Raw genomic sequence first — 25,323 nt, forward strand, 5'->3', positions numbered from 1 at the left:
TCGGCGATTTCCGACCAGCGAATTCGTTAATGCGTGTGGACAAGTGGTATTTTTTTGGTATTGTTCTGGTATTGGAGGAACCGGGATGGCCGAAACGCGCACCGAAGCGCTTCACAAAAATGCCCAGGGGCTGGATATCCAGGCCCCGGACACCGTCCTTTCCTATTTGGCCGATGCGCAGATCGAAGCCGCCAAGGTCGTGCGCCACGCCATTCCATCCATCGCCAGGGCCGCCGAGATCATTGCCGGCAGGCTGAAGAGCGGCGGCAAGCTCGCCTACGCCGCTGCCGGCAGCTCAGGCCTGATGGCGCTGGCCGATGCGCTGGAGCTGCCGGGCACCTTCGGCATTCACCGCGATCGCATCGCTATCCTGATCGCCGGCGGCGGCGACGCTTTCCGCACACTCGCCGGCGGGCCGGAGGACGATACCGAGGAGGCTGCGGCAGCGGTCGCCGAGGCCGGCCTCGGCAAGGGCGACTGCCTGATCGCCATTTCCGCCAGCGGCACGACGCCCTATGCCGTCAAGGCCATCGAGGAGGCCGCCCGCCGCGGCGCTGCCACCATCGGCATCGCCAACAACAGGGACTCTGCGCTGCTGCGCCGGGCACAAACCGCCATCCTGCTCGAAACGCCACCGGAGCTGATCGCCGGCTCCACGCGCATGGGCGCCGGCACTGCCCAGAAGATCGCGCTCAACATGCTGTCGACGCTGACCGCAATCCATCTCGGCCATGTGCATGACGGCTACATGGTCAATCTCATGGCCGACAACATCAAGCTGCGCGACCGCGCGGCGCGCATCGTCGCCGCCGTCAGCGGGCGCGACACGGACGAGGCGGCCCGCCTGCTCGAGAAGAGCGGCGGCGCGGTCAAGACCGCCATTCTGCTCGCCGCCGGCGCCGCCAGCGCTGACGCGGCGCAGAAAATACTGGAAGAGGCCGGCCAGAAGCTGCGGCCGGCCCTTTCCGCGATCGAGGGGAGCAAAGGGCGCACTGCCTCCGTTCTCAAAACCGAACCTGAAAAAGGTTCTCAAAACCGAACCTGAAAAAGGTCAACAGGGAGACTGAGCATGACAACGAAACTACTGACGGCACTGCTTTTGGGCACCAGCATTCTCGGCTCGGCCGGGGTTGCCTATGCCGACGACGTAACGCTCAACATCGAAAGCTGGCGCGGCGACGACCTTGCCATCTGGAAGGACAAGCTGATCCCGGCTTTCGAAGCCAAGAATCCGGGCATCAAGGTGGTGTTCGCGCCGTCGGCGCCGACCGAATATGACGCGGCGCTGGGCGCCAAGCTCGCCGCCGGCTCGGCGGGCGACCTGATCACCTGCCGCCCGTTCGACAAGTCGCTCGAGCTGTTCAAGAAGGGCAACCTTGCCGACCTCTCGGCGCTGCCGGGCATGGAGAACTTCTCGCCCGTGGCAAAGTCCGCCTGGCAGACCGACGACGGCAAGGCGAGCTTCTGCGTGCCGATGGCCTCGGTCATCCACGGCTTCATCTACAACAAGGACGCCTTCGACAAGCTCGGCATCAAGGTGCCGGAGACCCGCGACGAGTTCTTCGCCGCGCTCGACAAGATCAAGGCCGACGGCACCTACATTCCGATGGCGATGGGCACCAAGGATCTCTGGGAAGCCGCGACCATGGGCTACCAGAACATTGGCCCCAACTACTGGAAGGGCGAGGACGGCCGCGCGGCGCTGATCAAGGGCGAGCAGAAGCTGACCGACAAGGACTGGGTCGCGCCCTATGAGGAACTGGCCAAGTGGAAGCCTTATCTCGGCGACGGCTTCGAGGCGCAGACCTATCCGGACAGCCAGAACCTGTTCACGCTCGGCCGCGCCGCCATCTACCCGGCCGGCTCGTGGGAAATCGGCCTGTTCAACACCCAGGCGCAGTTCAAGATGGGCGCCTTCCCGCCGCCGGTCGAGAAGGCCGGCGACACCTGCTACATCTCCGACCATACCGATATCGGCATGGGCCTCAATGCGGCTTCGAAGAATGCCGATGCGGCCAAGACCTTCCTGTCCTGGGTCGCCTCGCCGGATTTCGCCACCATCTATGCCAACGCGCTGCCGGGCTTCTTCAGCCTGAACTCCTCGCCGGTGAAGATGGCAGACCCGCTGGCGCAGGAATTCGTCTCCTGGCGCGCCAAGTGCAAGCCGACGATCCGTTCGACCTACCAGATACTGTCGCGCGGCACGCCGAACCTCGAGAACGAGACCTGGGTTGAATCGGCCAACGTCATCAACGGCACCGATACGCCGGAAGCCGCGGCCAAGAAGCTGCAGACCGGTCTCGACAGCTGGTACAAGCCGGCGAAGTAAGAGCTCAGGCAACGGAGCCGGCCGGGCGCACGCCTGGCCGGTTCCGGACTATCCTGGTTTCAGATAGAGCCCTGTCTTCAGAATGCGATTGTCGGCACCGCCTCTCGGCCTTACCCTCCCTTGTGGGGAAAGGCTAGCTGATCAGTCGCAGGCCTTTGTTCTTGCCGCATCGGGCAAGGATGTTCGGGCCTTGCATCGAGGCATCATCTAGATCGACACCCTTTGGAACCGAGAGACGGCGGGGACCGAACTCATGGCCGCAGATATCAGACCGAAAAGACCGTTCCGCTGGCACATCGGCATCTTCCTGGCGCCGGCGGTGCTCGTCTACTCGGCGATCATGATCCTGCCGCTCGCCGGCACGCTGCAGCTGTCGCTGTTCCGCAACATCGAGCAGCACCAGGTCTTCGTCGGGCTGGAAAACTTCCGCACCCTGTTCGGCGACCCCAACTGGTCGGTGGGTTTCTGGAACGCGCTCAGGAACAACACCTGGTTCTTCATCATCCACATGATCGTGCAGAACCCGATCGGCGTCATGCTGGCGGCGCTTCTGTCCAGCCCGAAACTCAGATTCGCGGCCTTCTACCGCACCGCAATCTTCGTTCCGACCATCCTGTCCTTCGTCATCGTCGGTTTCGCCTGGAAGCTGATCTTGTCCCCGTTGTGGGGCGTGGCGCCGCATCTCATGGATATCGTCGGCCTCAAAAGCCTGTTCACGCCGTGGCTCGGCAAGGAGCAATATGCACTGACCGCACTCAGCCTGATCTCGGTGTGGCAGTTCGTCGGCATCCCGATGATGCTGATCTATGCCGCCCTGCTGTCGATCCCCGAAGAGGTGATCGAGGCCGCCGAATGCGACGGCATCACCGGCCTGTCGCAGTTCTGGAAGATCAAGCTGCCGCTGATCCTGCCGTCGATCGGCATCATCTCGATCCTCACCTTCGTCGGCAATTTCAACGCCTTCGACCTGATCTACACCGCGCAAGGCGCGCTCGCCGGGCCGAACTATTCGACCGACATTCTCGGCACCTTCCTCTACCGCGCCTTCTTCGGCTTCCAGTTGCAGACCGGCGACCCCAATATGGGTGCGGCGATCGCCACGATGATGTTCCTGATCATCCTCGGCGGCGTCTGCGTCTACCTCTTCCTCGTCCAGACGCGCCTGCGTCGCTACCAGTTCTGAGGGGCGAGATGTCGAGCTTGAACACCCCCCTCTGGCCTGCCGGCCATCTCCCCCGCAAGGGGGGAGATCAGATGTCATTTCGACCTTCGCCAATCTCCAGCGTTGCAAGATGTGCGGTAAGGCCAACGCCGCCAATCTCCCCCCTTGCGGGGGAGATGCCCGGCAGGACAGAGGGGGGTCCCTGGGCGCCATTCCTTGGAAATGCAGCTCGTCAGGAGACCTCCCAATGAGCACCGCCACCCGTTCCGTGCCCCGCACCATCGGCGCCCACGCGATCCTTTTGACCTACACGGTGATCGCGCTGTTTCCGGTTATCCTAGTGATCATGAACTCGTTCAAGTCCCGAGCCGGCATCTTCGGTGCGCCGCTGACGCCGCCGACGCCAAAAACCTTCGACTTGATCGGCTACACGACCGTCATCGGCCAGGGCGACTTCATCCACTATTTCCAGAACAGCCTCGTCGTCACCGTCGCCTCGCTGTTCTTCGTGCTCTTGTTCGGCGCCATGGCAGCGTTCGCACTGTCGGAATACCGCTTCCGTGGCAACTCGCTGATGGGGCTCTATCTGGCGCTCGGCATCATGATCCCGATCCGGCTGGGCACCGTCGCCATCCTGCAATTGATGGTGGCGAGCGGGCTGGTCAACACGCTGACGGCGCTGATCCTGGTCTACACCGCGCAGGGCCTGCCGCTTGCCGTCTTCATCCTGTCGGAATTCATGAAGCAGGTGTCGGACGATCTGAAGAATGCCGGCCGCATCGACGGCCTGTCGGAATACACAATCTTCTTCCGCCTGGTGCTGCCGCTGGTCAGGCCCTCGATGGCGACCGTCGCCGTCTTCACCATGATCCCGATCTGGAACGATCTGTGGTTCCCGCTGATCCTGGCGCCGTCGGAAGAAACCAAGACGGTGACGCTCGGCGCCCAGCTCTTCCTCGGCCAGTTCGTCACCAACTGGAACGCCATCCTGGCCGCACTGTCGCTGGCGATCATGCCGGTGCTGATCCTCTACGTCATCTTCTCGCGGCAGCTGATCCGCGGCATCACGTCCGGAGCCGTCAAGTGAACTCTGAAACACCTCTTCGCGTCGTCGTTGCCGGCCTCGGCAATATGGGCCGCAGCCATGCGCTGGCCTATCACACCAATCCGGGCTTTCAGATCGCAGCGCTGATCAACCGCTCCGACGTGCCGCTGCCGGACGGGCTGTCGGGTTACGGCATCAGGCGCTCCTTCGATGAAGCCCTGCGCGACGAAAAGCCCGATGTCGCCTGCATCGCCACCTATTCCGACAGCCATGCCGATTACGCGGTGAAGGCGTTCGAGGCCGGCTGCCATGTCTTCGTCGAAAAGCCGCTGGCAACGACGGTCGCCGATGCCCGGCGCGTCGTGGCGGCGGCCAAGGCCAACGGCAAAAAACTGGTGATCGGCTACATCCTGCGCCATCACCCGTCCTGGATCAGGCTTATCGCCGAAGCGCGCAAGCTCGGCGGCCCCTACGTCTTCCGCATGAACCTCAACCAGCAATCCTCAGGCCATACCTGGGAGACGCACAAGCAGTTGATGCAGACGACGTCGCCGATCGTCGATTGCGGCGTGCATTATCTCGACGTCATGCTGCAGATCACCGACGCGAAGCCGGTCGAGGTGCGCGGCATGGGCGTGCGGCTGACCGGGGAGGTGGCGCCGTCGATGTACAATTACGGTCACCTGCAGGTGCTGTTCGATGACGGTTCGGTCGGCTGGTACGAAGCCGGCTGGGGGCCGATGATTTCGGAAACGGCCTTCTTCGTGAAGGACGTGATCTCGCCCAATGGCTGCGTGTCGATCGTCATGAAGGAAGGTGTGAAGTCGGATGACATCGACACCCACACCAAGACCTCCACCATCCGCCTGCACAATGCGGCGACCGGCGCGGACGGCAAGTTTCTCAAGGCCGACGAAATGCTGTCGATGGCAGGCGAACCCGGCCATCAGGACCTCTGCGACCTCGAACAGGCCTTCGTGCTGAAGGCGATCCGCGAGGATCTCGATCTCACCAAACACATGGACGACGCGGTCAAATCGCTCGCCGTCTGCCTCGCCGCAGACGAGAGCGTGCGCAGTGGCGCTGCCGTCAAACTCTAGAACAGGGACGAAGCCGTGGGCTCGTTGAACATCGAGAACGTGAAGAAGGCCTTTGGGCCGGTCGAGGTGCTGAAGGGCATCAACCTCGAAGTGAACGACGGCGAGTTCGTCGTGTTCGTCGGGCCGTCTGGCTGCGGCAAGTCGACCTTGCTCAGGGTCATTGCGGGACTGGAGGATTCGACCTCGGGCCGCGTCGTCATCGACGGCGCGGACGTTTCCGCCACGCCGCCGGCCAAGCGCGGCATCGCCATGGTGTTCCAGACCTACGCGCTCTACCCGCATCTGACGGTGAAGAACAATATGGGCCTTGGCCTCAAGCAGGCCGGCACGCCGGCGGCCGAGATCGAGCGGCGCATCGGCGTCGCCTCGTCGATGCTGTCGCTGGAGCCCTATCTCGAAAGGCGTCCGGCCGAACTCTCCGGCGGCCAGCGCCAGCGCGTCGCCATCGGTCGCGCCGTGGTGCGCGAACCCAAGCTTTTTCTCTTCGACGAGCCATTGTCCAACCTCGACGCGGCACTGCGCGTCAACACAAGGCTGGAGATCGCGCAGCTGCATCGCCGGCTGAAGGCAACGATGATCTACGTCACCCACGACCAGGTCGAGGCGATGACGCTGGCCGACAAGATCGTGGTGCTCAACGCAGGGAAAATCGAGCAGATCGGTGGCCCGATGGAGCTCTACAATTCGCCGGCAAATGAGTTTGTCGCCGGGTTCATCGGCTCACCGAAGATGAATTTCGTCGACGGCGCCAGGCTTGGCGAAACCGCCAAGACCATCGGCGTGCGGCCGGAACATTTGACCGTCGATCCGAAATCCGGCGCCTGGAAGGGAACGGTGGTGCACGCCGAGCACCTCGGAGCCGACACCAACCTCTATCTCGATTGCGAGAAGGCCGGTCTGATCACCGTGCGGATCTTTGGTGTTTATGATGCCGAGCCGGGTGCCACGCTGTATGCGACGCCGGATCCGGCGAAGACGTATCGGTTTGGCGCTGATGGGAAGGTGTTGAAGTAGCTTGACACCCTCTTCCTTCCTCTCCCTCCGGAGGGGGGAGAGGTGGCGCCGCGAAGCGGCGACGGAGTGGGGGAAGACCTGGACCCAAGCCAAAACCGCCATAGGATAGGGACTGACGTGTCAGTACAGTCGCTTCGACAGACGAGCGGGTCGAGCCCCCACTCCGTCGAGCTTCGCTCGCCACCTCTCCCCCGATCGACGGGGTAGAGGAAGGGCGCGAAACCGCCCCTTCCTCTTCTCATTCCAGAGACACAAGGAGAGAACAGAGAAGCCTACACGTCAGCCTTGAACGTCTGCTTCTGCTGGCCCAAGCCTTCAATGCCCAATTCCACCACATCTCCGGCCTTCAAAAACACCGGCGGCTTCATGCCGAGGCCGACGCCGGGCGGCGTGCCGGTGGAGATGATGTCGCCGGGGTGCAGCGACATGAACTGGCTGAGATAGGACACCAGATATTTGACGCCATAGACCATAGTCTTGGTCGAGCCGTTCTGCATCGTCTTGCCGTTGACGGTCAGCCACATTTTGAGGTTCTGCGGATCGGCGACCTCGTCCTTGGTCACCAGCCATGGGCCGGTCGGGCCGAACGTGTCGCAGCTCTTGCCCTTGGTCCACTGGCCTTGGCGCTCGGCCTGGAAAGCGCGCTCGGAGACGTCGTGGGCAACGCTATAGCCGGCGACATAGTCGAGCGCGTCGGCCTCGCTGACATATTTGGCGGTTTTGCCGATGACCACGGCCAGCTCGACTTCCCAGTCGGTCTTCTCCGAGCCGCGCGGGATCAGCACGTCGTCATCCGGCCCGACAATGGCCGAGCTTGCCTTCATGAAAATGATCGGCTCCGGCGGCACGGTGGCGCCGGTTTCGGCGGCATGGTCGGAATAGTTGAGGCCGATGCAGATGAACTTGCCGGTGCCGGCAACGCAGGCGCCGAGGCGCGGGCTGCCGGAAACCGCCGGTAGCGACTTGGGATCGAGCTTCGCCAGTGCAGCCAGCGATGCCGGGTCGAGCGTCTTGCCGCCGATATCGGTGACGTGAGCGGAGAGATCACGGATCGTTCCATCCGCATCGAGCAGGCCGGGACGTTCGCTTCCCACCTCGCCATAGCGCAGCAGTTTCATCTAAATCCTTCTCCTGATTGCGGCCTCGTGGCCCTTTGCAAACTTTCCGCCAAGGCGATGCTCCTTCAAGGAACCGGCGGACCGTACCCATCGACCTGACTACGGACAAGCGCGATCGCCATACAAGATAGCCGGCGCGCGGGATTTTCAGACTCTTCGATCCCCTGTTAAACGCCGGGAAAGGGCCAGATCGTCCTGCTCGCGTATGATTTCCGCAGTCAGATCGACCAGCCGCCGTCGATATTGTAGGCCTGCCCGGACGTGTAGGTGGCGCCGGCCAGATAGACGGCGAGATCGGCGATTTCCTCCGGCGTGCCGAGCCGGCCCATTGGCTGGCGGGCGATGAAGGCGGCGCGGGCGGCATCGTAGTCGCCTTGCGCGTGCATGCGGTCCTGCAGCGACGGGCTCTCGACCGTGCCGGGGCAAATGGCGTTGCAGCGTATGCCCTTGCCGACATAGTCGGCGGCGATCGCCTTGGTCAGGCCGATGACGGCGGCCTTGGTCAGGCCATAGACGAAGCGGTTGGGCACGCCCTTGGTCGAACTGGCCAGCGAGGCCATGTTGATGATCGATCCGTCGCCGCGTTCCAGCATGCCGGGCAGCACAGCCCGGCTGGTGCGGATCATGGCGCGAACATTGAGGTTCAGCGCGAAATCGAGGTCGCCGTCCTTCATCTCCAGGATCGAGCCCGAATGGACGAAACCGGCGCAGTTGAACAGCACGTCGACGACACCGATCTCGGCAAAGGCGGCGTTGACGGCTTCGTCGTTGAGCACGTCCAGCTTGCGGGTCTTGATCCCCGGCGTCTTGGCGAGTTCCGCCAGCAGGGCCTCGTTGATGTCGGTGGCGTAGACGATGGCGCCAGCTTTTGCGAAGGCCAGTGCGCTCGCCTTGCCGATGCCTTGCGCCGCTGCCGTGACGACAACGACCTTGCCTGCCAGATCCGCCATACTGTTCTCCTCGTCCACTGGGATAGTTCGGTCTACCCGCGGCTGGCCAAGGCGTCATGTGCCAGTCGCGCATGATCGTGCAGCCTGCCCCGTTGATCGTTCACTGATAAAGATGTTTTTTCTCGTTAAAGAACATCTGTCCATGCGTCAACCCCGAACACGGTCTCTACAGCGCCGGGGGGAGATCAAAGCGCGCGACGCGCTTTGGCTCTTTGCCTTTATATATGTTGCCCCCAAAACCGCTGCGCACTTTTGGGCGACATACATTAATCGCCGTAAGGCACCCAGACATTCTTGACCTCGACGGCGCGGCGCAGGAAGGCGTCGCCGGCGGCTTCGTCGGATGCCCAGTCGAGGCCGCGGCCATTGCCGCTCCAGACGCGCTTGAGGTTGCCGACGGACTCGGCTTCGGCCTGGGCGCAGGTCTCGGCATCGGCGAACACCCAGAGCCCGTCGACATCGTCATGCTTGGCCAGCACGCCGGCAAGTTCGGCGCTGCGACCGGTGACGATGTTGATGGCGCCGGCCGGAATGTCGGAATATTCGATGACCTGGTAGAGATCGGTCGCCAGCAGCGGGTAGCGCTCCGACGGCACCGCGACCACGGTGTTGCCCATGGCCAGAGCCGGTGCGACCAGCGAGATCAGGCCGAGCAGCGGCGAGCTGTCGGGGGCGACGATGCCGACGACGCCGACCGGTTCATGAAGCGCCAGCGTCACGGCACGCGCCGGTGGCTGGTGCACGCGGCCCTCGAACTTGTCGGCAAGGCCGGCATAGAGGAAGAGGCGCTCTATGGACTGTTCTACTTCTTCCCGCGCGGCCTTGGCGCTGGCGCCGGTCAGCTCGGTGAGGCGGGCGGCAAACTCGGCGGCGCGGCCGGAGAGATTTTCGGCCAGATAGTAAAGCACCTGACTGCGGTTATAGGCGGTCGCCTCGGGCCAGCCCCTACAGGCGCGGGCTGCGGAGACAGCGTCGCGGATATCCTTGCGGCTGCCGAGACCAACCTCACCGGCCAGCTTGCCCTTGGCGGTGGCGACAGCCAGCGAATAATTGCCGTCCGGCCGTACCTGCTTGCCGCCGATGAATAGCTTTGCCGTGCGGTCGATTGCCGAGCCGTCGGCCTGCTCGACTGGCTGTGCGGAGGTCGTCGCCGGCTTGATGATCTGGCCGAGCGGCAGTTTCGCCGCGAGATATTCGAACATGCCCTCGCGCCCGCCTTCGCGACCGAAACCGCTCTCGCGGTAGCCGCCGAAGCCGCAGGCGGCGTCGAACATGTTGGTGCCGTTGACCCAGACCACGCCGGCCTTCAATTGCGGCGCGACGTGCAGGGCAAGGTTGACGTTCTCGCTCCACACCGAGGCGGCGAGGCCATAGCGCGTGTTGTTGGCGAGCTCGATCGCTTCCTCGGTATTGCGGAAGGTCATGGTCGCCAGAACAGGGCCGAACACCTCTTCTTGCGCCAATATGTTAGCCGGCGAAACACCTGTGGCGAGCGTCGGCAGATGGTAGTAGCCGGAAGACGGCAGCGCCGCATCCGGCTGCCAGCAGACGGCGCCCTGCCTGGCACCTTCGGCGACCAGGCCCTTGACGCGCTCGAGCTGTGTGGCGTCGACCAACGGGCCGATATCGGTGTTCTTGTCGAGCGGGCTGCCGACGCGCAGCCGGCTCATCCGCGTCTTGACCTTGGCGATCAGGGCGTCGGCGATGCCTTCCTGGACCAGCAGTCGCGAACCGGCGCAGCATACCTGGCCCTGGTTGAACCAGATACCGTCGACCAGGCCTTCGACGGCGCTGTCGAGATCGGCATCCTCGAAGACGATGAAGGCCGACTTGCCGCCAAGTTCCAGCGACAGTTTCTTGCCCGAGCCGGCGGTGGCTTTCCGGATGATCTTGCCGACTTCGGAAGAACCGGTAAAGGCGATCTTCTGGATGCCGGAATGGTTGACGATGGCGACGCCGGCTTCCGGCCCGCCCTGGACGATGTTGACGACGCCTTTCGGCACGCCGGCGCGCTCACAGATCTCGGCGAACAGGATAGCGGTCAGCGGCGTGAACTCGGCCGGCTTCAGCACCACGGTGCAGCCGGCGGCGAGCGCCGGCGCGATCTTCCAGGCCAGCATCAGCAGCGGAAAGTTCCACGGGATGATCTGGCCGACCACGCCGACACCCTTATGGCCGGGGAAATCCTTGTCCAGCGCCTGCGCCCAACCGGCATGGTGGATGAAATGGCGGATCGCCAGCGGCACGTCGATGTCGCGGCTTTCGCGGATCGGCTTGCCGTTGTCGATTGTCTCAAGCACCGCGAACAGACGCTGGTGGCGCTGCATGGCGCGGCCGATGGCATAAAGCACCTTGGCCCTGACATAGCCTGAGGCTGCCGACCACTTCGGCAACGCCTTGGTGGCTGCCGCAACCGCCGCATCGATATCGGCGGCGTTGGCGTCGGATACTTTGGCCAGCAGCTTGCCGGAAGACGGCTCGCTGGTCTCGAAGGTCTTGCCGCCGGCAGCGGCTTTCCAGTCGCCGCCGATGAACAGCGCCTTGCCGAAATCGCGCGCGGCAAGCCACGCGTCGGCCTCGTTGCGGGCTTCCGGCGCCGGGCCGTATTCCATGGCGTGGTAGCGGTCGAGAATGTTCATGGATCGCTCCAGATAATTGTCTTGGAAGGCATTCTTTCGCGCCCACGGGGGCGCGAAGGAACTCCACGTCAAAGCTTTAGCCCGATCCCTATGCCATCGCGTGGCGATGGTTGGCTGAATAGTGCCCGGTCAAATGGTGTTCGAGCTGGCGCTCGATGTCGGTCAAGAGGCTCGACGCACCGAAGCGGAACAGCTCGGGCTCCAGCCATGGGCGGCCGAGTTCTTCCTTCATCAGCACCAGCCAGTCGAGTGAGGCCTTGGCCGTGGATATGCCGCCGGCCGGCTTGAAGCCGATGAGATAGCCGGTTTCCTCGAAATAGGCCCTGATGGCGCGCACCATGGCGAGGCCGACGGGCAGTGTCGCATTGACGCTTTCCTTGCCGGTCGAGGTCTTGATGAAGTCGGCGCCCGCCATCATCGCCACCATCGAGGCCAGCATGACGTTGCGCAGCGTGGCGAGGTCGCCGGTGCCGAGAATGACCTTCAGATGCGCGTCACCGCAGGCGGCGCGCATCGAGACAATCTCGTTGTAGAGTTCCCGCCACTTGGCGCTGAACACCAGGCCGCGCGGAATGACGACGTCGATCTCGTCGGCGCCGTCGCGGACCGAGGCCTCGATCTCCTGCAGGCGGGTCGACAGGGGTGCCAGACCATGCGGGAAGGCGGTGGAGACGGCGGCGACATGGATGCCGGTGCCGCGCACCGCATCGACGGCGGTGGCAACGAAGGGATGGTAGACGCAGACGGCGGCCGGGCGGATGGTTTCACCTGATATGCCGAGGCCCTCGACGATGTCGCGGCGGAACGGGTTGATCGCCTTGGCGCAGAGCCGGCGCACGCGCTCCTCGGTGTCGTTGGAATTCAGCGTCGTCAGATCCATGCAGGAGACGGCCTTTAGCAGCCAGGCGGCCTGGTTGTCGGCCTTGATCGAGCGCCGCTTGGTCAGGCTGGCGACGCGCCGTTCCAGTGCCGAGCGGTTGACGCTGCGCACTGATTCCATGAAGCCGAGATCGAGCTTCATGCCGGGATTGCGCGCAACGCGATGGTCCAGAGGTACGGCTGTGTTGGCGGCGGCACGCGCCGACAGCGGCGTCACCTTGGACGAGCCGACATCGGCTTCGCGGATTGTGCTGCTCATCTCCTGCCCTTTCATTCAGCGACGTGTGCCGAAGATAGCCCGTGAAGCCGTACTTCACGAGTCCTGCAGAAGGTGATAGCCGAAAAAGGCGGCGAAAGCAGCAGTTTTTGACCGCGTGGTCAAAAATGCAGACTTCGAGATGTTAGGTGCGGCTCAGCCGACGAAAGCGCGCTCGACCACGAAGGTCGCCGGGTGGCTCAGCGAACCTTCCTCGAAGCCGAGGCTTTCGGCCAGTTCCTTGACGTCCTTCAGCATATGCATCGAGCCGCAGATCATGATGCGGTCGGTTTCCGGGCTGAGCTTGTCGATGCCGAGATCGCTGTAGAACTTGCCGGAGCCGATCAGCGCGGTGATGCGGCCCATGCGCGCTGAGTCCTCGCGGGTCGTCGAATTGTAGAGCGTGACGCGCCCAGTGGTCAGTTCACCGATCAGCGGGTCGCTTTCCAGCGCCGCGACCAGTTCCTGGCCATAGGTCAGCTCGGCATTGTCGCGGCAGGTATGGGTCAGGATCAACTGATCGAATTTCTCGTAGGTGTCGGGGTCGCGCAGCAGGCTGGCGAAAGGCGCGATGCCGGTGCCGGTCGAGATCATGAACAGCCGCTTGGCCGGGGTCAGCGCGTCGACCACCAGCGTGCCGGTCGACTTCTGGCGCATGATGACGGTGTCTCCGACCTGGATCTTCTGCAGCTCTGAGGTCAGCGGGCCGTCCGGCACCTTGATCGAGAAGAATTCCAGCTCTTCGTCCCAGGCCGGACTTGCCACCGAATAGGCGCGGTACACCGGCTTCTCGGCATTGGGCAGGCCGATCATGACGAACTCGCCGGAGCGGAAGCGCAACGACTGCGGACGGGTGATGCGGAACGAGAACAGCCGGTCGGTGTAGTGCTTCACCGAGACGACGGTTTCGGCATAGACGTTGGCCGGAATCGGGAACTGCAGCGGTCGGGCGCCGACGGTGTTGAGAGCGGATGTGGTGTTCATCAAATCCAACCTTCTGGCCCAACCGTGGACGCCGGCGCCAAACTTGCACGCCCGGACCATTCAGATCCCGGCGGGCTGTTCGCACTGCAAAGCGGCAAGCTCTTGTGTCCGTAATTTATTAGTATACAAACGATATTTGCGTCAAGATGCTCCCTTAAAACAGCTTTCCAAACTGGCGCATATCCGTAGTCCGCGCATTTCGGGTTTCGACGATGGAAGAGAATATTTCGGCGCAAGCGCGCAATTCCCGGGGAAATGTCGTCGCCGGTATCGATGTCGGCGGCACCTTCACCGATCTGCTCCTGACCGACGGACGCGACGGCGGCCGGGTGTATCTGGCCAAGACGCCGACCACCGTGGACAACCAGGCTTTCGGTGTCGTTTCGGCACTCGGCGCCACCGGATTTGCCATCGATAGCATCGACCTCATCGTGCATGGCACGACCACCACCACCAATGCGGTGCTGGAACGCCGGTTGGCGAAAACCGGCATGATCACCACGCGCGGCTTTCGCGACGTGATCGAGCTGGGCCGGCGCACGCGGCCGCAGGCCTATGGCATGACCGGCAGCTTCGTACCGATCATTCCGCGCAATCTCAGGCTCGAAGTGTCGGAGCGCGTCGAGGCGTCGGGTGCGATACGCACGCCGCTCGACGAGGCCGAAATGCGCGAGGCGGTGAAGAACCTGATCGCCGCCGGTTGCGAATCCCTCGTCATCCATTTCCTGCATTCCTACGCCAACCCGGCGCATGAGCGGCGCGCCGTCGAAATCGCCGCCGAACTCTGGCCGAACGGCTACATCACGGCAGGCCACGCGCTGCTGTCGGAAGCGCGCGAATTCGAGCGCGGCGTCACCGCGTCGGTCAACGCCTCCGTGCAGCCGATCCTCGAGCGCTACGTCGAGCGGCTGCGCAAGGAATTGGGCGCGAAAGGCTATGCCCGCGACTTCCTGATCATGAATGGCAATGGCGGCATGATCTCGGCCCGCTTCGTCACACGTGAATCGGCCAAGACGGTCATGTCCGGCCCGGCCTCCGGCGTCATCGCCGCCGCCTATACCGGAAAACGCGCCGGCTTCGAAAACCTCGTCACCTACGACATGGGCGGCACCTCGACCGACGTGGCGCTGATCCGCAATGCCGAGCCGGCAGTCTCGAACGAGATCGAAATCGAGTATGCGATGCCGATCCATGTGCCGATGGTTGCGGTGCACACGGTGGGCGCCGGCGGCGGCTCGATCGCCCGCGTCGATGCGGCCGGCCTGATCCAGATCGGCCCGGAAAGTGCCGGCGCCAATCCCGGCCCGATCTGCTACGGACGCGGCGGCCTCGAGCCAACCATTACCGACGCCAATCTGGTGCTCGGCCGGCTGGCGCCGAAGAAGCTGCTGGCAGTCCAAAATCCCGTCACATCAGAGCGCGTCACCAGCATTTTCGAGGACAAGATCGGCAAGGCGACCGGCCTGTCCGGCGTCGAGGCGGCGGGCGCGGTGCTGCGGCTCGGCAACATGAAGATGGCCGGCGCCATCCGCATGGTCTCGGTGTCGCGCGGCCATGACCCTCGTGATTTCGCGCTGTTCGCCTTTGGCGGCGCCGGCCCGCTGCACGCAACGGCCCTGGCGCGTGAACTCGGCCTGCCCAAGGTGCTGGTGCCGGCGCGTCCGGGCATCACCAACGCACTCGGCTGCGTCGTCGCCGACCTGCGCCATGACTTCGTCAACACCATCAACCAGCCGGTGGCGGTGCTCGACGAAAAACAGCTTCATACTGTATTGGAACGCCACCGAAACGAAGGTGAAGAGCTGATCGGCAAGGAAGCGGTGAAGCCGGAGACGATCCGCGTTACCCACTCCGCCGACATGCAGTTCGTCGGCCAGACCCACATCATCAACGTGCCGCTACCGTCCTCGTCGGTGAAGCGCGCAACGCTGCAGCAGCTTTTCGAAAAGGCCTATTTCGCCCGCTTCAAGGTCGAACTGCCGGAAATCCGCGCCAACCTCGTCAATCTCAACACGTCGGTGACCGGCGTGCGTCCGGCGATCGATCTGTCGCGGCTGATCGATCCGGCGGGGCGCGCAACAACGCTGGATGAGGCAAGGCGCGAAATCCGGCCGGTCTGGTATGGCGGGCGCTGGCACGACACGCCGGTATATGCACGGGAAAAACTGCCGCTTGACGCTGAAATCGAAGGGCCGGCGATCCTCGAACAGATGGACGCCACCACCGTGCTCGAGCCCGGCGACCGCGCACGCTGCGACGCCGACGGCAACATCATCATCGACATCGGCGAGGCCTGAGATGCCTGACATTGATATGGCAAAACTCGACGCCATCACGCTTTCGGTCCTCCAGGCGGCCCTGCAACAGGTCTGCGACGAGATGGACCTGACGTTTTCGCGCGCCGCCTTCTCGCCTGTGATCGCCGAGGCCAACGACCGCTCCGACGGCATCTATTCGGCCGTCGATGGTTCGCTGATAGCGCAAGGCTCGCAGGGCCTGCCGGTATTTGTCGGCGTCATGCAATATTCGACCAGGACGGTGATCGAGATGATCGCCGACGGCCGTTGCCTGCCGCCGGAACCAGGCGACATCTACATCGTCAACGACCCCTATCTCGGCGGCACCCATCTGATGGATGTACGCTTCGCCATGCCGGTCTACCGGGCGGGAAAAATCTTCTGCTGGCTGTCCAACACCGGCCACTGGCCAGACATTGGCGGCTCGGTGCCGGGCGGTTTTTCGGCCTCCGCGACCGCAGTCGAGCAGGAAGGCCTGCGACTGCCGCCCGTAAAACTGTTCAAGAAGGGCGTGCTCGATCCGGAAATCTACGCCATCATCTGCTCCAACATCCGTGTCGCCGACCAACGCATCGGCGACATCCGCGCCCAGGCTGCCGCACTGCTGATCGGTCAGGACAGGCTCAATGGAATTTTGGATCGTTACGGGGATGAAACGGTTGTCGAGGCAATCGCTGAACTGCGCCGCCGCGCGGCCGAGCAGATGCGCGCCAACATAGCGGCCATCCCCGACGGCACCTACCACTCCAAGGCCTTTGTCGATTCCGACGGGGTGGTCAACGAGCCGCTGACCATCGCGCTCGCCGTCGAGAAGCAGGGCGACACGCTGACCTTCGACTTCACCGGCTCGTCCAAGCCGTGCGCCGGGCCGATGAACAGCGTGCTGGCGACGACTTTGTCCTCGGTCTATCTCGCCATGCGCCACATTTTCCCCGACGTGCCGATCAGCGCCGGCGCGTTCGAACCGCTTGAAGTCAAGCGGCCGGAAGGCACTTTCCTCGACGCCAGATATCCACGCCCGGTCTCGGGCTGCGCGGCCGAAGTCTCGCAACGCATCGCCGAAGCGGTGTTCGCGGCCATGGTGCAGGCGTTGCCGGAGAAGGTGACGGCGGCGCCCGCCGGTTCCAGTGGCAATTTCGCGCTCGGCGGCAACGACCCGGCGCGCGGCCGCGACTACGTCATGTACCAGATCTCCGGTGGCGGCTATGGCGGCAATTCAGGCCATGACGGCCTGACCAATGGCTGCTCGACCATCGGCATTTCCAAATCACCGCCGGTCGAGATCATGGAGCAGGCCTTTCCGGTGCTTTACCGCCACTACGCCTTGCGTGAAGGATCCGGCGGCGCAGGCAAGCATCGCGGCGGTTTTGGCCTCGCCTATGAGGTTGAAATCCTGCGCGGTGACGCCCGTGCTTCTTTCGTCATGGATCACGGCCGTTTCGGCCCCCAAGGCGCACTCGGCGGCAAGGACGGCGCGGTCAACATGGTGACCGTCTTCCGCAATGGCGAGGAACATGTGCCGCTGCACCTTTCGAAGGAGCAGGACATTGCGCTCAAGGCCGGCGACCGCGTGCGCGTCGGCACGCCGGGCGGCGGCGGCTACGGCGATCCGCTGCAGCGCGATCCGGATCTGGTGCTGCGCGACGTGGCGCTGGGGTACTACACATCAGAGGAAGCCACCGAAAAGTTTGGCGTTGTCCTCTCGGCCGGGGAGTTGACCATCGACCGGACGGCGACCAACAAGCAGCGCGCCGGGTAACGCACCACCGATTGCCTGGCCTGGATCGCCCGCCGCGCCGCGATCGCCGCAGCGCATGTCGTTTCCGTCTCCGCCACACGCCTGGAAGACCGTAGACTTCCCGCTCTCAACGGGGAACTCGAACATGCGTCTTTCCGGTCGTTTCGTGCTTGCCGCTTCCGTCGCTCTCACCCTTGCCACGGGCGCCGCCTCCGCCCAGGACAAAAAACTCAGGATCGGTACCGAGGGCGCCTATCCGCCCTTCAATTACGCCAGTGCCGACGGCATGCTGGGTGGCTTCGACATCGACTTGGGGAAGGCGCTATGCGCCGAGATGAAGGCCGAGTGTGAGTTCAGCGTGCAGGATTTCGATGGTTCCATACCGGCGCTGCAGGCCGGCAAGTTCGACGCCATCATCAACATCACCATCACGCCCGAACGGGCCGAGAAGGTCGCGTTCACCCACAAATACTACCAGACACCGCCGGCCATCGCCGTGCCGAAGGATTCGACCATATCAGGCACCTCGCCGGACGACCTGAAAGGCAAGGCGCTTGGCGTGCAAACCGCGACCATCCATCAGAAATTCGCCGAGCAGAAATACGCAGGCTCGACCGTCAAGGCCTACCCCACCGGCGACGACGCCCGCACCGACATGGCCAACGGCCGCCTCGATGCGATGATGGACGGCTCGATCATCCTGACCGAATGGCTGAAGAAGCCCGACGGCGCCTGTTGCAAGCTGCTCGGCACTCTGACGGCCGATCCGGCCATTCACGGCCCCGGCGTCGGCATCGCGCTGCAGAAGGGCAACAAGGAGTTGGCCGACAAGCTCAATGCAGCCATCGACGCGCTGCGCGCCAATGGCAAGTACAAGGAAATCAACGACAAGTACTTTTCTTTCGACGTCTACGGCAGCTGAGACCGTTTGGAAACTCTACTCTGGCGGCCATCTGAAGGCGTTTTCTGCGCTTCCGGTGCTCACGGACCTGAATGTCCGCTGCGCTCCGGTTCTCGAAACCACCATTATATGACTCGCCAGAGCGAATTTCGAAACGGTCTCGGGACAGTAATGAATGATGGAGACTTCCTTGGCTGAGCGGCGTTCCCCTTTCTACAGCAGCATCGTCGGGCTGGGCGCGACCATGGGTCGTGTCGGGGGCGATTTCATCTCGGCCAAAACTTATTCCGGCATTGCCGACGAGCACCTGAACACCCGCAAAAATGTCGGCGTGCAGGATCTCAGCACGATGGGCAAGATGGACGTCAAGGGGCCGGACGCCGAGGCGCTGGTCAACCATGTCATCGTCAATAATGCCGCCGCCATGAAGCCGGGCCAGGTCCGCTATTCCACGGTCTGCCGCGACGATGGCGGCATCATGGACGACCTCACCGTGTTTCGGTTGGGCCTGGAGCACTTCATGCTGGTGACCGGCTCGGTCAACCGCCTGAAGATGCTGCCCTGGCTGCATCATCACGCCCAGGGCCGCAAGGCCTATGTCACCGACATCACGGCGGCCATCGCCTTCCCGACCATCCAGGGTCCGCGCTCGCGCGAACTGCTGAAAGCGTTGATTGCGGATGCCGATCTGGATGGACTGAAGCGCTGGTCGTTCACGTCGGGCCTTATCAACGGCACGCGGGTGCTGATCTCGCGCACCGGCGTGACCGGCGAACTCGGCTTCGAATTGTTCGTGCCGGCCGACGAGGCGGCCTCGCTCTGGGACGCGCTGATGCGCACCGGCCGTGACTTTGGCCTGAAACCCTATGGCGTGCTGGCGATGTTCACGCTGGGCCTGGAAAAGGCCTACCCGGCGCACGGCATCGACATGGACGAGAGCCGCACCCCGTTCCATGTCGGCCTCGACCGCTGGATCAAGTTCGACAAGGGCGATTTCGTCGGCCGCGAGGCGCTTCTCAAGGTCCGCGACACCGGCCTCGACGAACAATGGGTCGGACTGATCCTCGACGGCGACAAGCCGGCCGCGACCGATGCCAAGGTTCTGGCCGATGGCGAGGACGCCGGCATCGTCACCTACAGCGACCACGGCTATTCCCTCGGCAAGGTGCTGGCCACCGCGCATCTGCGGCTGCCCTTCACGGCTGTCGGCACCGAATTGAACATTGATATCGGTGGTCAGCTGACGCGTGCGGTCGTGGCGCCGATACCGTTCTTCGATCCGGAAGGTGTGAGGTTGCGAGGTTAGCTGACCCCCATCGGGTGTTTCGGTCTTTCCAAGGTATGCGGTCCGTCAACCCGAGCGACCGTCGAAACTTCTGCGGTAGCCGGAACGATCAGCTTTCGCCATCGATCAGCGTCTCCAGCAAATCGAGCAACTGCTCGAGCTTTTCGTGGCCGAAGCGCTGTTCGATGTCGTCATAAATGACGCGACGCTCGGGCGACAGGGCGTCGATCAAGGCGGAACCCGCGGGCGCAATGGTTAGAACGACGCGGCGGCCGTCGCCTTCGGCCTTGTTGCGGGTGATGAATTTGCGGCCCTCGAGCGCCTTGATGATGCGCGTCAGGCTGGGCGGCAAAACCGAGGCGCGGTCGGCGAGTTCCGTCGCCTCGACCGGGCCGGCTTCGCTCAGCACGCGCAGCACGCGCCATTGCTGTTCGGTCACGTCATGCGCGGCAAGCATCGGCCGAAACCGCGCCATCACCGCTTCGCGGGCATGAAGCAGCGCCATCGGCAGAGAACGACGGGTATTTTCCGGCAGCAAGAAAAGAGCCTCCCACGCTTGCGATCGAAACAGGCCCTCCCTCGGCCGAATCCGCCTGCCAAGGCCCGTTCCCGCCTTCCCGTATCGTTGCGCCAAGGCCGATGCAAGGCTTGACTTCGCGCATGCTGCATGTAATTAACGCGTTAACTACAACAAGGCAATAATCCAGGGAACGAAACGCCGTGCCTCACTTCTCCATCGAGTATTCGGCCAATCTCGATGCCAAGGTCGATATGGGCGAATTGTGCGCTCTGGTGTTGCGCACAGTGCTGGACACCGGGCTGTTCGAAACCGGCGCCGTGCGGGTGCGGGCGTTTCGCGCCGAGGTCTACGCGATGGCCGACAGGCTGCCGGAAAACGCCTTTCTCGACATGTCGTTTCGCATCGGCACCGGCCGCAGCGCCGACGACAAGAAGCGGACTGGCGAGGCTGTCTTCGCGGCGGTGAGCGAATACCTTGGCACGCTGTTCGAGACCCCGCATTTCGCCCTGTCGCTCGAAATCCGGGAAATCGACCCGGTGCTCAGCTGGAAGAGAAACGCAATCCACCCGCGACTGCGCGGCAAGTGACGGAACCCGACATGTCCGACCTGCAAGGCAATCTGAATAAGGCCGAGGCCTATCTGGCCCGCTTCAAGCGCGATGGCGTGTTGAACCAGATCGGCGGCGAGGCGGTGCCGGCGCTCGACGGCACGACGTTCGAAACGCTGTCGCCGGTCGACCTGAAGCCGCTGGCAAGCGTCGCGCGCGGCGGGGCTGCCGACATCGACCGCGCCGCCAAGGCGGCCAAGGCGGCTTTCCCGGCCTGGGCCGCCATGCCTGGCGAGGCACGCAAGAAGCTGCTGCACAGAATCGCCGACGCGATCGAGGCGCGTGCCGAGGAGATCGCCTTCGTCGAATGCATGGATACCGGCCAGGCGCTGAAATTTATGGCCAAGGCGGCGTTGCGGGGTGCCGAGAATTTCCGCTTCTTCGCCGACCGTGCGCCCGAAGCGCGCGACGGCGAGACGCTGCGGACCACGGGCCAGGTCAACCTCACCACGCGGGTGCCAATCGGCCCGGTCGGCATCATCACGCCGTGGAACACACCGTTCATGCTGTCGACCTGGAAGATCGCACCAGCGCTGGCGGCCGGTTGCACCGTGGTTCATAAGCCGGCTGAATTTTCGCCGCTGACCGCCCGCCTGCTCGTCGAGATCGCCGAGGAGGCCGGCCTGCCGAAGGGTGTCTGGAACCTGGTCAACGGCCTGGGTGAAGATGCCGGCAAGGCGTTGACCGAGCATCCCGACATCAAAGCGATCGGCTTTGTCGGCGAAAGCCGTACCGGCTCGATGATCATGAAACAAGGCGCCGACACGCTGAAGCGCGTGCATTTCGAGCTTGGCGGCAAGAACCCGGTGATCGTCTTTGCCGACGCCGATCTCGAACGCGCCGCCGACGCCGCCGTATTCATGATCTATTCGCTGAATGGCGAACGCTGCACCTCGTCGTCGCGGCTGCTGGTCGAAGCCTCGGTCTATGAGAGCTTCACCGCCAAAGTCGCGGAGAGGGCGAAGCGCATCGTCGTCGGCCATCCGCTCGATCCGAAAACGGTGGTCGGGCCGCTGATCCATCCGGTGCATGAAAAGAAGGTGCTGTCCTATATCGAGATCGGCAGGTCGGAGGGGGCCACGCTCGCCGTCGGCGGCGGCAAGGTCGATGGGCCGGGCGGCGGCTGTTATGTCGGCCCGACCCTGTTCACCAACGTCTCCAACGGCATGCGTATCGCGCAGGAGGAGATTTTCGGGCCGGTGCTGAGCGCTATTCCCTTCAAGGACGAGGCTGAAGCGCTCGCGCTGGCCAACGACACCCAATACGGTCTGACCGGTTATCTCTGGACGTCCGACGTCACCCGCGCCTTCCGCTTCACCGACGCGCTGGACGCCGGCATGATCTGGGTCAACTCGGAGAATGTGCGCCATTTGCCGACACCGTTCGGCGGCGTCAAGAGTTCCGGCATCGGCCGCGACGGCGGGGACCATTCCTTCGATTTCTACATGGAGACGAAGAACGTAGCCTTCGCGACGACCGCGCACGCGATCCAGAAACTCGGCGGCTGACCGGAGGAAATCAGATGCCCTTGCCCAAGCCCAATCTCTACCCCGCCTTCAACATCGTGCGCCTCAGCCATGTCGAGCTGGCCGTCACCGACCTCGCCAAGTCCCGCGCCTTCTATGTCGACACGCTCGGCCTGCAGGTCACCGACGAGACGTCGGACACCATCTATCTCAGGGCGCTGGAGGAGCGCGGGCACCATTGCATCGTGCTGAAGAAGGCGGGCACGGCCGAAGCGCGCGACCTCGGCTTCAAGGTCTTCTCGGACGAGGATCTCGACAAGGCCGAGCATTTCTTTAGGGGTAAAGGCCTGCCGGTGGAGTGGGTCGAGCGACCTTACCAGTCGCGCACCTTCCGCACCCGCGATCCGCACGGCATACCGCTCGAATTCTACGCTGAGATGGAGCGGCTGCCGCCGATCCACCAGAAATACGCGCTGTACAAGGGCGTCAAGCCGCTGCGCATCGACCACTTCAACTGCTTCTCGCCCAATGTCGACGAGTCCGTCGCCTTCTACAACGAACTCGGCTTCCGCGTCACCGAATACACCGAGGACGCCAGCAGCGGAAGACTGTGGGCGGCGTGGACACACCGCAAGGGCGGCGTGCACGACATCGCCTTCACCAACGGCATCGGCCCGCGCCTGCATCACGTCGCCTTCTGGGTGCCGACGCCGCTCAACATCATCGACCTGCTCGATCTGATGGCAACGACGGGCTATTTGCCGAACATCGAACGCGGCCCCGGCCGGCACGGCATTTCCAATGCCTTCTTCCTCTATGTCAGAGACCCGGACAACCACCGCATCGAGATCTACTGTTCGGACTACCAGACGGTCGATCCGGACCTCGAGCCGATCAAATGGGACCTCAAGGACCCGCAGCGCCAGACGCTGTGGGGCGCGCCGGCGCCGAAAAGCTGGTTCGAGGAGGGCAGTGTATTTGCCGGGGCTGCGGTGCGTCAGCCGGATTTGACGGCATCGCCGATCATTGCGCCGTAGCGGATTTTGGAGATGTCAGCGTTCCTTGGCGCCCCCCTCTGTCCTGCCGGACCTGGCCCTTCGCTGCCGCTTCGGGCGTTCGTCGTTCGGAAAGCCAAGCAATTGGCTTCCCGTCCGCTACGCGGACCACTCCTCACCCCCCTCAAGGGGGGAGATTGGCTGGCCTCGCGGCCCGCGTCCTTCTCGCAACGCTGGAAATTGGCGAAGGCAGAGACGATATCCAATCTCCCCCCAAGAGGAGGAGATGTCCGGCAGGACAGAGGGGGGCGCCGTAGAGCGCCATCCTCGGCCATATTCACCATCGCCGGAGCCGCAACATGACCCCCGCACGGCTCGCCACCTTCACCGTCGACGGCAAGGCGCGCTATGGCGCGATCACGAGCAAGGGCGTCGTCGATCTGTCGGCGCGCCACGGCCAGTGGCCGACGCTGCGCGAAGTGATCGAGGCCGGCGCCTTGCGGCGGCTGGCGGAAGAGGCCGAGGCCTTCGCCCCGGACTTCCCACTCGACGCCATCGCCTATGAAATCCCGATACCTTCGCCTGAAAAGATCATCTGCGTCGGCGTCAACTACCCCGACCGCAACGAGGAGTACAAGGACGGCCAGGCTGCGCCCTCCAACCCGTCGCTGTTCATCCGCTTTCCCCGTTCATTCGTCGGCCATGGCGCGCCGCTGGTGCGGCCGCCGGAATCACCCCAGCTCGACTATGAGGGCGAAATCGTCATCGTCATCGGCAAGGCAGGCCGGCGCATCGCGGAAGCCGACGCGCTCGGCCATATTGCGGCGCTGTCGCTGTGCAACGAGGGCACCATCCGCGACTGGGTACGGCATGCCAAGTTCAACGTCACGCAAGGCAAGAATTTCGACCGCACGGGTTCGATCGGCCCCTGGCTGGTGCCGTTCACCGACAAGGCGCAGATCGCCGACATCGCGCTGACCACCCGCGTCAATGGCGAGCTGCGCCAGCAGGACCGCACCAGCCGGATGATCTTCCCGTTCCGCAAGATCATCAACTACATCTCGACCTTCACGACGCTGGTGCCGGGCGATATCATCGTCACCGGCACGCCGACGGGTGCCGGCGCCCGCTTCGATCCGCCGATCTGGCTGAAGCCCGGCGATGTGATCGAGGTGGAGGCCGATGGCATCGGCGTGCTCAGAAACGGTGTCGTCGACGAGGCAGCGCAATGACCCCGGAGCAAGTGGAAGACGCCGCGGCATGGCTGTTCGAGGCCGAGCGGTCGCGCCGCCAGATCCGTCTGCTCAGCCTCGATTTTCCCGATGCGACGATGGAGGACGCCTACCGCGTGCAAGCGGCGCTGGTGGCGCGCAAGATCGATGCCGGGCTGAAGCCGAAGGGCTGGAAGATCGGGCTGACATCGAAGGCAATGCAGTACGCGCTTGCCATCGACACGCCGGATTCGGGCGTGCTGTTCGACGACATGTTCTTCCATGACGGCGCGACGGTGCCGGCCGGCCGCTTCATCCAGCCGCGCGTCGAGGCCGAGATCGCCTTCGTCATGAAGGCGCCGCTGAAAGGCCCCGGCGTGACCATCTCCGACGTGCTCCACGCAACCGACTACATCACGCCGGCGCTGGAAGTCCTTGATACGCGCATCGAGCGCGTCAATGCCGAGACGAAGAAGGCACGCACCTTCTTCGACACGATTTCCGACAATGCCGCCAATGCCGGCATTGTCATCGGCGGCCGGCCGCAACGTCCTGATGAGGCCGACATGCGCTGGATCGGCGCCATCGTCTCGCGCAACGCCGAGGTCGAGGAAACCGGGCTCGGCGCCGGCGTGCTCAACCATCCGGCGATGGGCATCGCCTGGCTGGCGGATCGGCTCGCCCGCTACGGCATGTCGATCGCGGCCGGCGAGGTGGTGCTGTCAGGATCGTTCGTGCGCCCGGTCGAGGCGCGTCCCGGCGACACCATCGTCGCCGATTTCGGCAGTTCGGGCACGGTCAGCATCCATTTCGCGAAGGGCTGATG

The 25,323-nt window shown here is 63.8% G+C and carries 21 protein-coding genes; 15 read left to right on the top strand and 6 right to left on the bottom strand.

What is annotated here, in order from left to right; genetic code table 11:
• Nucleotides 1–85 precede the first annotated feature (85 nt).
• The 6 genes from NKH52_RS13760 (at nt 86) to NKH52_RS13785 (ending at nt 6,650) form a co-directional block, all read left to right on the top strand.
• Nucleotides 86–1,045: an N-acetylmuramic acid 6-phosphate etherase gene (locus NKH52_RS13760; RefSeq protein WP_352730238.1), complete on the top strand. Its 960-nt coding sequence runs from the start codon at nt 86–88 to the stop codon at nt 1,043–1,045.
• A gap of 24 nt (nt 1,046–1,069) precedes the next feature.
• Nucleotides 1,070–2,329, top strand: a complete 1,260-nt coding sequence (locus tag NKH52_RS13765; RefSeq protein ID WP_352730240.1) for an ABC transporter substrate-binding protein — start codon at nt 1,070–1,072, stop codon at nt 2,327–2,329.
• 253 nt (nt 2,330–2,582) lie between these two features.
• Complete coding sequence (locus NKH52_RS13770) at nt 2,583–3,512, top strand: carbohydrate ABC transporter permease (RefSeq protein WP_352730242.1); 930 nt, start codon at nt 2,583–2,585, stop codon at nt 3,510–3,512.
• A 226-nt stretch (nt 3,513–3,738) separates the two neighbouring features.
• Nucleotides 3,739–4,578 (top strand): carbohydrate ABC transporter permease, encoded by an 840-nt coding sequence (locus NKH52_RS13775; RefSeq protein ID WP_127265686.1) that lies wholly within the window; start codon nt 3,739–3,741, stop codon nt 4,576–4,578.
• Nucleotides 4,575–5,636, top strand: a complete 1,062-nt coding sequence (locus NKH52_RS13780) for a Gfo/Idh/MocA family protein (protein ID WP_352730245.1) — start codon at nt 4,575–4,577, stop codon at nt 5,634–5,636. Before NKH52_RS13775 ends, NKH52_RS13780 begins: the two co-directional genes overlap by 4 nt.
• A gap of 15 nt (nt 5,637–5,651) precedes the next feature.
• Nucleotides 5,652–6,650, top strand: coding sequence for an ABC transporter ATP-binding protein (locus NKH52_RS13785; RefSeq protein ID WP_352730247.1), 999 nt, complete (start codon nt 5,652–5,654; stop codon nt 6,648–6,650).
• Nucleotides 6,651–6,922: 272 nt separating this feature from the next.
• Here NKH52_RS13785 and NKH52_RS13790 read toward each other — a convergent pair whose 3' ends face one another.
• The 5 genes from NKH52_RS13790 to NKH52_RS13810 all read right to left on the bottom strand — a co-directional run bounded on the left by NKH52_RS13790 (nt 6,923) and on the right by NKH52_RS13810 (nt 13,476).
• Entirely contained in the window at nt 6,923–7,768 is an 846-nt protein-coding gene (locus NKH52_RS13790; RefSeq protein WP_127294714.1) for a fumarylacetoacetate hydrolase family protein, read from the bottom strand.
• A gap of 218 nt (nt 7,769–7,986) precedes the next feature.
• Entirely contained in the window at nt 7,987–8,718 is a 732-nt protein-coding gene (locus NKH52_RS13795; protein WP_023810854.1) for an SDR family oxidoreductase, read from the bottom strand.
• Between the two features lie 266 nt (nt 8,719–8,984).
• Nucleotides 8,985–11,357 (bottom strand): aldehyde dehydrogenase family protein, encoded by a 2,373-nt coding sequence (locus NKH52_RS13800; RefSeq protein ID WP_352730249.1) that lies wholly within the window; start codon nt 11,355–11,357, stop codon nt 8,985–8,987.
• Between the two features lie 88 nt (nt 11,358–11,445).
• Nucleotides 11,446–12,495: a deoxyribose-phosphate aldolase gene (gene deoC, locus NKH52_RS13805; RefSeq protein ID WP_352730251.1), complete on the bottom strand. Its 1,050-nt coding sequence runs from the start codon at nt 12,493–12,495 to the stop codon at nt 11,446–11,448.
• A 153-nt stretch (nt 12,496–12,648) separates the two neighbouring features.
• Nucleotides 12,649–13,476 (bottom strand): ferredoxin--NADP reductase, encoded by an 828-nt coding sequence (locus tag NKH52_RS13810; RefSeq protein WP_352730253.1) that lies wholly within the window; start codon nt 13,474–13,476, stop codon nt 12,649–12,651.
• A 212-nt stretch (nt 13,477–13,688) separates the two neighbouring features.
• On the opposite strand from NKH52_RS13810, the gene NKH52_RS13815 reads away from it, so the two are divergent.
• From NKH52_RS13815 to NKH52_RS13830, 4 genes are all read left to right on the top strand, one after another.
• Entirely contained in the window at nt 13,689–15,773 is a 2,085-nt protein-coding gene (locus NKH52_RS13815; RefSeq protein WP_352730255.1) for a hydantoinase/oxoprolinase family protein, read from the top strand.
• Nucleotides 15,774–15,789: 16 nt separating this feature from the next.
• Complete coding sequence (locus NKH52_RS13820) at nt 15,790–17,532, top strand: hydantoinase B/oxoprolinase family protein (protein ID WP_352730517.1); 1,743 nt, start codon at nt 15,790–15,792, stop codon at nt 17,530–17,532.
• A 124-nt stretch (nt 17,533–17,656) separates the two neighbouring features.
• Nucleotides 17,657–18,433 (top strand): ABC transporter substrate-binding protein, encoded by a 777-nt coding sequence (locus NKH52_RS13825; RefSeq protein ID WP_352730257.1) that lies wholly within the window; start codon nt 17,657–17,659, stop codon nt 18,431–18,433.
• 154 nt (nt 18,434–18,587) lie between these two features.
• Nucleotides 18,588–19,718 carry an aminomethyl transferase family protein gene (locus tag NKH52_RS13830; protein WP_352730259.1) on the top strand — a complete coding sequence of 377 codons (1,131 nt, stop codon included), beginning with the start codon at nt 18,588–18,590 and terminating at the stop codon, nt 19,716–19,718.
• Nucleotides 19,719–19,806: 88 nt separating this feature from the next.
• On the opposite strand, the gene hpaR is transcribed toward NKH52_RS13830, so the two are convergent.
• Nucleotides 19,807–20,202 carry a homoprotocatechuate degradation operon regulator HpaR gene (gene hpaR, locus NKH52_RS13835; protein WP_127276380.1) on the bottom strand — a complete coding sequence of 132 codons (396 nt, stop codon included), beginning with the start codon at nt 20,200–20,202 and terminating at the stop codon, nt 19,807–19,809.
• Between the two features lie 215 nt (nt 20,203–20,417).
• On the opposite strand from hpaR, the gene NKH52_RS13840 reads away from it, so the two are divergent.
• The 5 genes from NKH52_RS13840 (at nt 20,418) to hpaH (ending at nt 25,321) form a co-directional block, all read left to right on the top strand.
• Nucleotides 20,418–20,804, top strand: a complete 387-nt coding sequence (locus NKH52_RS13840; protein WP_352730261.1) for a 5-carboxymethyl-2-hydroxymuconate Delta-isomerase — start codon at nt 20,418–20,420, stop codon at nt 20,802–20,804.
• 11 nt (nt 20,805–20,815) lie between these two features.
• Complete coding sequence (hpaE, locus tag NKH52_RS13845; RefSeq protein WP_352730263.1) at nt 20,816–22,333, top strand: 5-carboxymethyl-2-hydroxymuconate semialdehyde dehydrogenase; 1,518 nt, start codon at nt 20,816–20,818, stop codon at nt 22,331–22,333.
• A gap of 14 nt (nt 22,334–22,347) precedes the next feature.
• A complete protein-coding gene (gene hpaD / locus NKH52_RS13850; protein ID WP_352730265.1) occupies nt 22,348–23,328 on the top strand; it encodes a 3,4-dihydroxyphenylacetate 2,3-dioxygenase in 981 nt (326 codons plus the stop codon).
• Between the two features lie 317 nt (nt 23,329–23,645).
• Nucleotides 23,646–24,518, top strand: a complete 873-nt coding sequence (locus NKH52_RS13855; protein ID WP_352730267.1) for a fumarylacetoacetate hydrolase family protein — start codon at nt 23,646–23,648, stop codon at nt 24,516–24,518.
• Complete coding sequence (hpaH, locus tag NKH52_RS13860; RefSeq protein WP_352730269.1) at nt 24,515–25,321, top strand: 2-oxo-hept-4-ene-1,7-dioate hydratase; 807 nt, start codon at nt 24,515–24,517, stop codon at nt 25,319–25,321. Before NKH52_RS13855 ends, hpaH begins: the two co-directional genes overlap by 4 nt.
• Nucleotides 25,322–25,323 lie beyond the last annotated feature (2 nt).

This window comes from Mesorhizobium sp. M1066 (assembly GCF_040318635.1).
GTDB lineage: Bacteria > Pseudomonadota > Alphaproteobacteria > Rhizobiales > Rhizobiaceae > Mesorhizobium.